Below are 9707 nucleotides of genomic sequence, written 5' to 3'. Positions count from 1 at the left end.
ACCACCTCGACCAGCTTCATCGCCGGCGCCGGGTTGAAGAAGTGCATGCCGATCACGTCCTGCGGACGCGAGGTGGCGCGGGCGCAGGCGACGACCGGGAGGGAGGAGGTGGTCGTGGCGAGCACCGCGCCCGGCTTGCAGACCTTGTCCAGCGTGGCGAACAGCTGCCGCTTGACCTCCAGGTCCTCGGCGACCGCCTCGACCGCGAGGTCCACGTCGGCGAAGTCGTCGTAGGTGCCCGTCGGGCGGATCAGGCCGAGGGTGCCCGCGGCCGCCTCGGCGGTCATCCGGCCCCGGTCGACCGAGCGGGACAGCGACCTGCCGATGCGGGCCTTCGCCGCCCGCGCCTTCTCCTCGCTGCGGGCGGCCAGCACGACCTCGAAGCCCGCCTTGGCGAAGACCTCGGCGATCCCGGACGCCATCGTGCCCGAGCCGGCCACCCCCACCGCGCGCACGGGGCGGCCCGCGGCCGAGGGGCCGTCCTCGCGCGGGGTCAGGGCGTCCGCCACGACCGTGCCGCTGCCGGGCGCCTCGTACGTGTAGAAGCCGCGGCCCGCCTTGCGGCCGGTCAGGCCGGCCTCGCTGAGCTGCTTGAGGATCGGCGCGGGGGCGTGCAGCCGGTCGCGGGAGGCGGCGTACATGGCGTCCAGGACGGTGCGGGCGGTGTCCACGCCGATCAGGTCCAGCAGCGCCAGCGGGCCCATCGGCAGGCCACAGCCCAGCCGCATCGCCGCGTCGATGTCCTCGCGGGAGGCGTACCGCGCCTCGTACATCGCGGCGGCCTGGTTGAGGTAGCCGAACAGCAGCCCGTCGGCGACGAACCCGGGCCGGTCGCCCACGGCCACCGGCTCCTTGCCCAGGTCCAGGGCGAGGTCGGTGACGGCGGTGACGGCGGCGGGCGCGGTCAGCACGCTGGAGACCACCTCGACCAGCTTCATCGCGGGCGCCGGGTTGAAGAAGTGCATGCCGAGCACGCGCTCCGGGTGCGCGGAGTCGGCGGCCAGCCGGGTCACGGACAGCGCGTTGGTGCCGGTGGCCAGGACGGTCTCCGGCCGCACCACGCCGTCCAGCTCCCGGAAGATCTGCTGCTTGATCTCGTACGACTCCGGGGCGACCTCGATCACCAGGTCGGCGGGCGCCGCGGCCGACAGGTCGGTGCCGGTGGTGACGCGGGCGAGGAGTTCCTCGCGCTGCGCCCCGGTCAGCCGGCCGCGCGCGACCGCACGGGCGGTGGAGGCCTCCAGGGCGGCGACGCACTTCGCCGCCTGGGCCTCGCTGACGTCGATGCCGATCACGTCGCGGCCGGCCGCGGCCAGGACCTCGGCGATGCCGGTGCCCATCGTGCCGAGGCCGACCACGGCGACGGTCCGGAGCGGGGACAAGGGGGTGTCGGACAGGGGAGTGGCCATCGCGGGACTCCAGGAATGAGGGTGACGACGAAAGCAGCGCCCGGGTGCGCCGGAGGGCGCACCGGGTGCGTGCGGGATGCGGGTGTGAGCCGGGCTGCGAGCGCACACGCCCGGACCGCCGGCGAACGGCGGTGGATCCGACCGGCCCTGTCCCGGGGCCGAGCCGTACTGCGGTGCACGAGGGCACCGAACCGACTGCGGCTCACGACGGCCGCGTCACCAGACCGCCGTGAGGAGGGTGCGAGTGGGTAACTCGCTCGTCTGAGCTTAACTCGCCGGTAACGAGCGCGCCAGCCCCCGGATTTGTGAGGTGGCTCCCGCGCCTGGTGTGATCGACCTAACCTCGTGACATGGACGAAGAGTTGCGAACGCTCACGGAGCGCTTACGGGCGGAGTCCGGCGGCACGGCCGCGTTCGAGCGGCTGGCCGCCACGGACGACCACGACCTCCTGGCCGGCGTCCTCACCGCCCCCGGACAGCCGCTGTGGGCGCGGGAACTGGCCGCGTACCGGCTCGGGACGGCGGGCGACCGGCGGGCCTTCGAGGCGCTGGTGCTCCTCCTCAACCACCGCGACCCGCCGCGCTGCGCCGCCGCCGCGCACGCCCTGGCCCGCCTCGGCGACCCGCGCACCGCCCGCGCCGCCGCCGCCCTCGCCACCAACGAACTCCGCGTCGCATACGCCCTGCACCCGGTCCGCCTCCTCGCCGACCTGCGCGCCCCCGAGGCGGTCCCGGCCCTGATCACGACCCTCCGCCGCCGCCTGCGCCCGCACGACCCGTACCGCCGGGTCGCCCTCGCCTGCGTGGAGGCCCTGGGCGACCTCGGCGACCCCCGGGCGGAACCGGTACTGAACGAGGCCCTGGCCCACCCGGCACTGGCGGAGGCAGCGGTCCACGCCCTGGCCCGCATCCCGGGCCAGGGCAGCGCACGGGGACGGATCCCGGGGCAACGATGACCCGGTGACGATCCGTCACCTGGCCAACGGCGCCGGGGCGGGGGTGTGGGGGCTCGGCCCGGGCGTGTCGACGTGCCCGCGGGCGGGATGCCCGGCGCGGCGCGAGGTGTGACGGGCCGCCCGTCACGCCGAGCCGGAGCCCGGGCGAGGTCCCGTGGCCCGGCCCGGTGGTTCCCGAGCGCCCGTGGGCGGGATGCCCGGGCGAGCTGACGAATGACGGGCGTCGCCGCTCGGGTCGGAGCCCGGGGTGGGTCGGTCGGGGCACGCCCTGGTGGTGGGAAGCGGTGAGCGGATCCCCGCGCACCAGGGGGTTGGCCGCGGGGTGTCGGACCCCGCCGAGTCAGCCCGTCAGGGCCCGTGTGTACCGGACCTCCGGTACCGCCGTCCCCGCCACCTCGAACGGCTCCTCCGTGCCGTCCGGTGTGAAGCCCGCCGCCTCGTAGAAGCGGCGGGCGCGGGCGTTCTCCTTGAGCACCCAGAGGAGCATCCGGGGGTGCCCGGCGGCCGTGCAGCGGGCGGTCACCTCGGTCAGGAGGGTGCGGCCCACGCCCTGGCCGATGCGCTCGGGCGGCAGGTACAGGGCGTACAGCTCGCCGTCCCCCGTGCGGACCTCGCCGTCCCGGTAGGGCCCGTACGCGGCCCACCCGGCGAGCGTGCCGTCCTCCGCCTCGGCGACCAGGTTCACCACGCTGCCGTCCCCGGCCGCGAGCCGGGCCCGCTGTCGCTCGGCCTCCGCCGCGACGTCCATTCCGTCGAGGTACGCCTGCGGCATCAGCCCCCGGTAGGCGTGCCGCCACCCGCGCACCCGCATCGCGGCGACCTCGTCGCTGTCGCCGGCGGTCATGGGGCGTATCCGGAGCCCGGTCATGCCGCGACCACCGCGAGCGCCTCGACCTCCAGGAGGAACTCCGGGCGGACCAGGGCGGCGACCTGGACGGCGGAGGACGCCGGGAGGCGGTCGTCGGGGAGGTGGGCGGCGCGGGCCGCGCGGACGGCCGGCAGGTGGGCCATGTCCGTGACGAAGTAGGTCAGCTTCACGACGTCGTCGAAGGTCGCGCCGGCCGCGGCGAGGCAGCGCCGCAGGTTCTCGAAGACCTGGCGGGCCTGGGCCCCGGCGTCGCCCTCGCCGACGAGCGCGCCGTCCTCGTCCAGGGCGAGCTGGCCGGAGACGGCGACGAGACGGCCGGCGCCCGTCACCACGTGCGCGTACTGGGCGGCGGGGGCCACTCCGTCGGGGCCGGGGATGCGGGTCAGGTGGGTCATGCGGGCCATCATGGCCCACCGTGCCGCGCGTCCGCCCCCGAGTTACGGGCCGTTCAGATGCGGGAGCCGAGCAGCCCGTGGAGGACCGAGCCGCGGGCCGTGCCGGGGGCCGCCTTCGACGTCAGCGGCTTCGGGTCGGGCAGCGCCGCGCACACCGCGTCGGCGTCCCCGTGGCTGCCGCGCGGCACCGTGCCGTCCGCCAGGTAGGCCGCCAGGTGCCGGTCCAGGCAGGCGTTCCCGCTCAGCGTGATGCCGTGGTTGCCGCCGCCCGACTCGACCACCAGGCTCGACCGCTCCAGCCGGCGGTGCACGGTGACGCCGCCCTGGTAGGGCGTGGCCGCGTCGTCCGTGGCCTGGAACAGCAGCGCGGGCGGCACCTGGCCCGTGGCGTTGATCCGCTCCGGCCGCCGCGCCTCGACCGGCCAGTACGCGCACGGCGCGTTGTACCAGGCGTTGTTCCACGACATGAACGGCGCCCGCTCGTACATCTCCCAGTTGTCCTTGCGCCACTGCGCCCAGTCCCGCGGCCAGGGGGCGTCCCGGCACTCGACCGCCGTGTAGACGCTGTAGCCGTTGTCCCCGGCGACGTCGGTCGCGCCGAAGTTCTCGTACGCCTCGACCAGCGGTCCGGCGTCCTCGTCGTTGGCGTACGCGGCGAACGCCTCGGCCAGGTAGGGCCAGTAGCCGTTGTAGTAGCCGCCCGGGACGAAGGTGTCCTCCAGCTCCGCCGGGCCGACCTTCCCGCCGGCCGGCTTCTCCTTCAGCGCGGACCGCATCGCGTACCAGGCGGCCTCGATCTTCTCCGCGTCGGTGCCCAGACGGTAGGTCGCGTCGTTCTTGGCCACCCAGTCCATGAAGGCGCGGTGGCGGGCGTTGAACGCCTGGTTCTGGTCGAGGTTGGAGTCGTACCAGACGCCCGTGGGGTCGACCACGGAGTCCAGCACCAGACGCCGCACCCGCTGCGGGTACAGCTTGGCGTACACGGTGCCGAGGTAGGTGCCGTAGGAGTAGCCGAAGTAGTTGATCCGCTCCGCGCCCAGCGCCTGCCGGATCACGTCCAGGTCGCGCGCGGCGGCCGTGGTGGTCATGTGCGGCAGCAGGTCCCCGTACTTGCGGCCGCACGCCTCGGCGAAGGACTTCGCCCGGTCCAGGTTGGCCCGCTCCACCTCGGGCGAGGTGGGCACCGGGTCGGGCCGGACGGCGTCGAAGTGGCCCGGTGCGCAGTCCAGCGCCGGGCGGCTGTCGCCGACGCCGCGCGGGTCGAAGCCGACGACGTCGTACTCGGCGGCGACCCGCTTCGGCAGCGACGCGGCCACGAACCCGGCGAGTGTCAGTCCGCTGCCGCCCGGGCCGCCCGGGTTCACCAGCAGCGGGCCCTGGTACTTCTTCGCGGTGTGCGGGATGCGGGACAGCGCCAGCGTGATCGTGCGCCCGGAGGGTTCGGCGTGGTCCAGCGGCACCTCGACGGACGCGCACTGGAGCGTCGGGTAGTCGTCGGTGCCGCACTTCTTCCAGGCGGGCGCGGTGGCGCGGAACGTCTCCGGGGCGTGCGGGGCGCCGGCCTCGGCGGGCACGGCCGTGAGGCCGGAGGCGACGACGGCGGCGGCGCCGCACAGCACGGCTGCGCGTTTCTTCATGGTTCTCCCAGGACGAGCTGGTGCGGACCGCGAGGCTCACGGTTCACGCGGCATCGTCCCGGTGTGGCGCCACAGCTGAACGCGCTACGCCGGTTGTTGACCCAATTGGGCCGCCGGATGCGCCCGGATGCCGTCAGAGCAGCGTCAGCTGGGTCGGCAGACCGGCCTCCGGCTCCTCCGGCGCCGGGGCGGGTACGCGGCGCGGGGCGCCCGCGCGGGCCGGGCCGATGCCGTACTCCCGGGCCAGGTCGTGCACCTGACGCGTGATCCGGCGCTGGTACCAGCGGGGCGCGTAGGCGCCCTCCGCGTACAGCCGCTCGTAGCGGGCCACCAGGTGCGGGTGGTGCCGGGCCAGCCAGGACATGAACCACTCGCGGGCGCCGGGCCGCAGATGCAGCACCAGCGGCGTGACCGAGGTGGCGCCGGAGGCCGCGACGGCCCGCACGGTCGCCCTCAGCTGCTCCGGCCGGTCGCCCAGGAACGGGATCACCGGCGCCATCAGCACCCCGCAGCCGATGCCGGCGTCCGTGAAGGCGCGCACCACGTCCAGCCGCCGCTCGGGCGCCGGGGTGCCCGGCTCGACCGTGCGCCACAGCTCCTCGTCGGTGAAGCCCACCGACACCGAGATCCCGACGTCGGTCACGTCGGCGGCCTGCCGCAGCAGGGGCAGGTCGCGCAGGATCAGCGTGCCCTTGGTCAGGATCGAGAAGGGGTTCGCGTGGTCGCGCAGCGCCTCGATGATGCCGGGCATCAGCCGGTAGCGGCCCTCCGCCCGCTGGTAGCAGTCGACGTTGGTGCCCATGGCTATGTGCTCGCCGCGCCAGGAGCGGGAGGCCAGCCGGTGGCGCAGCAGCTCGGGCGCGTTCACCTTGACCACGATCTGGCTGTCGAAGCCGAGCCCCGTGTCGAGGTCGAGGTAGCTGTGGGTCTTGCGGGCGAAGCAGTAGACGCAGGCGTGGGTGCAGCCCCGGTAGGGGTTGACCGTCCATTCGAACGGCATACGGGAGGCGCCCGGCACCCGGTTGACGACGGAGCGGGCCCGGATCTCGTGGAAGGTGATCCCGCGGAACTCGGGCGTGTCGAAGGTGCGGGTCGTGACCGCCTCCGCGCCGAACAGCGCGGCGTCGGCACGGCTGTGTTCGGAGTCCGGTGAGAGGTTCTCCCAGCGCATGACGCCTCCTCGGTGTCGCTGCCGCACAGAATAGAACACATGTTCCCTTGATCGTGCGAGCGACATCTTCGGTCACTTCCGGAACCCCGATTTGGGCGGCGGGCGCCGGGGTGGTTGGCTGTGCCCCGACCCTGGAGAGATGCAGCCCTGGAGGAATGCGATGGCGCAGGTCGAAGCGACTACGGAGCGGATCGTCGCGGCGGACGCGGACACGGTGTTCGACGCCCTCGCCGACTACAGCGGCACCCGCGCCAAGGTGCTGCCCGAACAGTTCAGCGAGTACGAGGTCCGCGAGGGCGGCGACGGCGAGGGCACCCTCGTGCACTGGAAGCTCCAGGCCACCAGCAAGCGCGTGCGCGACTGCCTCCTGGAGGTCACCGAGCCCACCGACGGCGAGCTGGTCGAGAAGGACCGCAACTCCTCCATGGTCACCACCTGGCGGGTCACCCCGGCCGGCGAGGGCCGCGCCCGGGTCGTCGTGACCAGCGTGTGGAACGGCGCCGGCGGCATCGGCGGCTTCTTCGAGCGCACCTTCGCCCCCAAGGGGCTCGCCCGTATCTACGACGCCGTGCTGGCCCGGCTGGACGCCGAGGTCGGGAAGCAGTAGACGCGATCACGCCAACTTCGTTCGCCTGAAATGGAGTTGGCGCTTCCGTCACCGGTTCGGGTGATCTCTCGGCGGACCGACTCTGTGCCGTAACTCGTCGCGCTTGCTCGTAGTTGTCGCTTTTACGCGGGAATTGTCCAGCGGTGCGACGAGGGGAGCGGCACGTGGGCGGGATCACTCTGACGCAGGACGAGCCGGTCACGGCGCCGACGGCCGGGGGGCCGCCACCCCCCGTGCCACCGGCCGGGGACGGTGCTCCGCCCCCGGCGCGGGAGAGCGGGCCGGCCCTGAGCCCCGGCCGGGTCCGGCTCGTCTTCCTCGCGCTGATGCTGGCGCTGCTGCTCGCCGCGCTCGAGCAGATGATCGTCGCCACCGCGCTGCCGAAGATCGTCGGCGAGCTGCACGGCCTGGACAAGATGTCCTGGGCCATCACCGCCTACCTGCTCACCGCCACCGTCGGACTGCCGGTGTACGGCAAGCTCGGCGACCAGCTCGGCCGCAAGGGCGTCTTCCAGTTCGCCATCCTCGTCTTCGTCGTGGGCTCCGCGCTGGCCGGCCGCGCCACGACGATGGACCAGCTCATCGCCTACCGCGCCGTGCAGGGCGTCGGCGCGGGCGGACTGATGATCGGCGTGCAGGCGATCATGGCGGACATCGTGCCCGCACGGCAGCGCGGCCGCTTCATGGGCCTGATCGGCGCCGCCTTCGGACTCGCCTCGGTCGCGGGCCCGCTGCTCGGCGGCTACTTCACCGACCACCTCTCCTGGCGCTGGTGCTTCTACGTCAACGTGCCCTTCGGCCTGGTCACCATGGTCGTCGTCGCCCTGGTGCTGAAACTGCCGAAGCCGACAGGCCGGCGCCGCTTCGACGTGCTCGGCACGCTGCTGCTGACCGCCGCCTCCACCTGTCTGGTCCTGCTCACCAGCTGGGGCGGCACCGAGTACGCCTGGGACTCCCGCGTCGTCCTCGGCCTCGGCGCGGGCGCCCTCGCGGCCGCCGCCGCCTTCCTGGTCGTCGAGCGCTTCGCCGTCGAACCCCTCATCCCGCTGCGGCTGTTCCGCGACTCCGTCTTCAACGTCACCGGCCTGGTGGGCCTGGTCATCGGCGTCGCCCTGTTCGGCGCCGCCAGCTATCTGCCCACCTACCTCCAGATGGTCGACGGGGCCTCGGCGACCGAGTCGGGCCTGCTGATGCTGCCGATGATGGGCGGCATCGTCGGCGCGTCCGTCGTCTCCGGGCAGATGATCAGCCGCACCGGCCGCTACCGCAGCCACCCCGTCGTCGGCGCCGCCCTGTCCGTCGTCGGCATGTGGCTGCTGTCCCGCCTGGGGACCGGAACCCCCCGGCTGCACTACAGCGTCTGGATGTTCGTCCTCGGCGCGGGCATCGGCATGGTGATGCCGGTCCTCGTGCTCGCCGTGCAGAACTCCGTGCGCCCCGCGGACCTCGGCACCGCCACCAGTGCCAACAACTACTTCCGGCAGATCGGCGGCAGCGTCGGCGCCGCCGTCTTCGGCACCCTGTTCGCCGACCGGCTCACCGACGCGCTCGCCGAGCGGCTCCCCGCCGACGCCGCCGGGGCGCCGGCCGACGCGGAGTCGATCACCCCCCAGCTCGTGCACTCCCTGCCGCCCGAGCTGCGCGACGCCTACGTCCAGGCCTACGCGGACGCCATGCCGCGCATCTTCCTCTACCTCGTGCCGGTGCTCGTCCTCGGCCTGTTCATCGCCTTCTTCCTCAAGGAGAAACCACTGGTGTCCCACCACACCCCCACCGCGGAACCGGCTCAAGAAGCACCGCATTTCGAGACGCGCGTGCCCCCGGCGCGCTCCCCGCAGTGCGGCGGCATCCCCGTCTGCGGCACCGTCCAGCACCCCGACGGCACCCCCGTGCCCCGCGCGGCGCTCACCCTCATCGACGTCCAGGGACAGCAGACCGGACGCGGCGCGAGCGGCGCCGACGGGCGGTACGCGCTGGCCACCCCCGGACCCGGCTCGTACGTCCTGATCGCCGCCGCGGGCGGTCACCAGCCGCAGGCGGTCTCCGTGACGGTCGGCGAGCGGCCGGTCGAGCTCGACGTCGTCCTCGGCGGTGCGGGCCGGCTCGCGGGCAGCGTCCTCACCGCCGACGGCACGCCCGTACGGGACGCCGCCGTCACCCTGACCAACGTGCACGGCGAGGTCGTCGCCAGCACCCGCAGCGGGCGCGAGGGCGGCTACGTCATCACCGAACTGGTCGCGGGCGAGTACACCCTCGCCGCCAGCGCCCCCGCCTTCCGCCCGGCGGCCCTGCCGGTCACCGTGCAGGCCGCCCGCGAGACCCGGCAGGACGTGGAACTGGCGGGCGGGGCAGTGCTGCGCGGCACCGTGCGGGCCGGCGGCGGACGGCCCGTGGAGGACGCGCGGGTCACGCTGCTGGACGCGGCGGGCAACGTCGTCGACACCCTCACCACCGGCCCCGACGGCACCTTCCGGTTCGTCGACCTGTCCTCCGGCGAGTACACGGTCATCGCCGCCGGCTACCCGCCGGTCGCCACCGTGCTCCAGGTGGCCGGCGGAGGCCGTACCGAGCGCGACCTCCAGCTCGGACACGAGGACTGACCGCACCACCCCCGGTACCGGTGGACCGGAGCCGCCCCCCTCCGCGGCTCCGGTCCACCGGTAC

General features: G+C 74.0%; 8 protein-coding genes. 3 read left to right on the top strand and 5 right to left on the bottom strand.

Annotated features, from left to right (window positions below; translation table 11 throughout):
- Window positions 1–1409 (bottom strand): 3-hydroxyacyl-CoA dehydrogenase family protein (locus tag CCN29_RS29225; RefSeq protein ID WP_086685564.1); only part of this gene is annotated, 1409 nt, incomplete at its 3' end.
- A 350-nt stretch (window positions 1410–1759) separates the two neighbouring features.
- Here CCN29_RS29225 and CCN29_RS29220 point away from each other — a divergent pair.
- Window positions 1760–2365: an adenylosuccinate lyase gene (locus CCN29_RS29220; protein WP_031017718.1), complete on the top strand. Its 606-nt coding sequence runs from the start codon at window positions 1760–1762 to the stop codon at window positions 2363–2365.
- 340 nt (window positions 2366–2705) lie between these two features.
- Here the strand turns inward: CCN29_RS29220 and CCN29_RS29215 are convergent, their stop codons facing one another.
- The 4 genes from CCN29_RS29215 to CCN29_RS29200 form a co-directional block, all read right to left on the bottom strand.
- Window positions 2706–3209, bottom strand: a complete 504-nt coding sequence (locus CCN29_RS29215; protein WP_442538547.1) for a GNAT family N-acetyltransferase — start codon at window positions 3207–3209, stop codon at window positions 2706–2708.
- 20 nt (window positions 3210–3229) lie between these two features.
- Window positions 3230–3628: a RidA family protein gene (locus CCN29_RS29210; RefSeq protein ID WP_086685566.1), complete on the bottom strand. Its 399-nt coding sequence runs from the start codon at window positions 3626–3628 to the stop codon at window positions 3230–3232.
- A 53-nt stretch (window positions 3629–3681) separates the two neighbouring features.
- Window positions 3682–5265: an alpha/beta hydrolase gene (locus tag CCN29_RS29205; RefSeq protein WP_086685560.1), complete on the bottom strand. Its 1584-nt coding sequence runs from the start codon at window positions 5263–5265 to the stop codon at window positions 3682–3684.
- Between the two features lie 133 nt (window positions 5266–5398).
- Entirely contained in the window at window positions 5399–6436 is a 1038-nt protein-coding gene (locus CCN29_RS29200; RefSeq protein ID WP_086685558.1) for an Rv2578c family radical SAM protein, read from the bottom strand.
- A gap of 160 nt (window positions 6437–6596) precedes the next feature.
- On the opposite strand from CCN29_RS29200, the gene CCN29_RS29195 reads away from it, so the two are divergent.
- Together CCN29_RS29195 and CCN29_RS29190 are read left to right on the top strand one after the other, a co-directional pair.
- Window positions 6597–7043, top strand: a complete 447-nt coding sequence (locus tag CCN29_RS29195) for an SRPBCC family protein (RefSeq protein ID WP_006130903.1) — start codon at window positions 6597–6599, stop codon at window positions 7041–7043.
- A gap of 164 nt (window positions 7044–7207) precedes the next feature.
- Window positions 7208–9643: an MFS transporter gene (locus CCN29_RS29190; protein ID WP_086685556.1), complete on the top strand. Its 2436-nt coding sequence runs from the start codon at window positions 7208–7210 to the stop codon at window positions 9641–9643.
- Window positions 9644–9707: the final 64 nt, after the last annotated feature.

Source organism: Streptomyces pseudogriseolus, from assembly GCA_002154585.1.
GTDB classification, from domain to species: Bacteria; Actinomycetota; Actinomycetes; order Streptomycetales; family Streptomycetaceae; genus Streptomyces; species Streptomyces pseudogriseolus.
The sequence above is the reverse complement of the archived record's forward strand: the minus strand, read 5'-3'. Positions and strand labels throughout refer to the sequence as shown.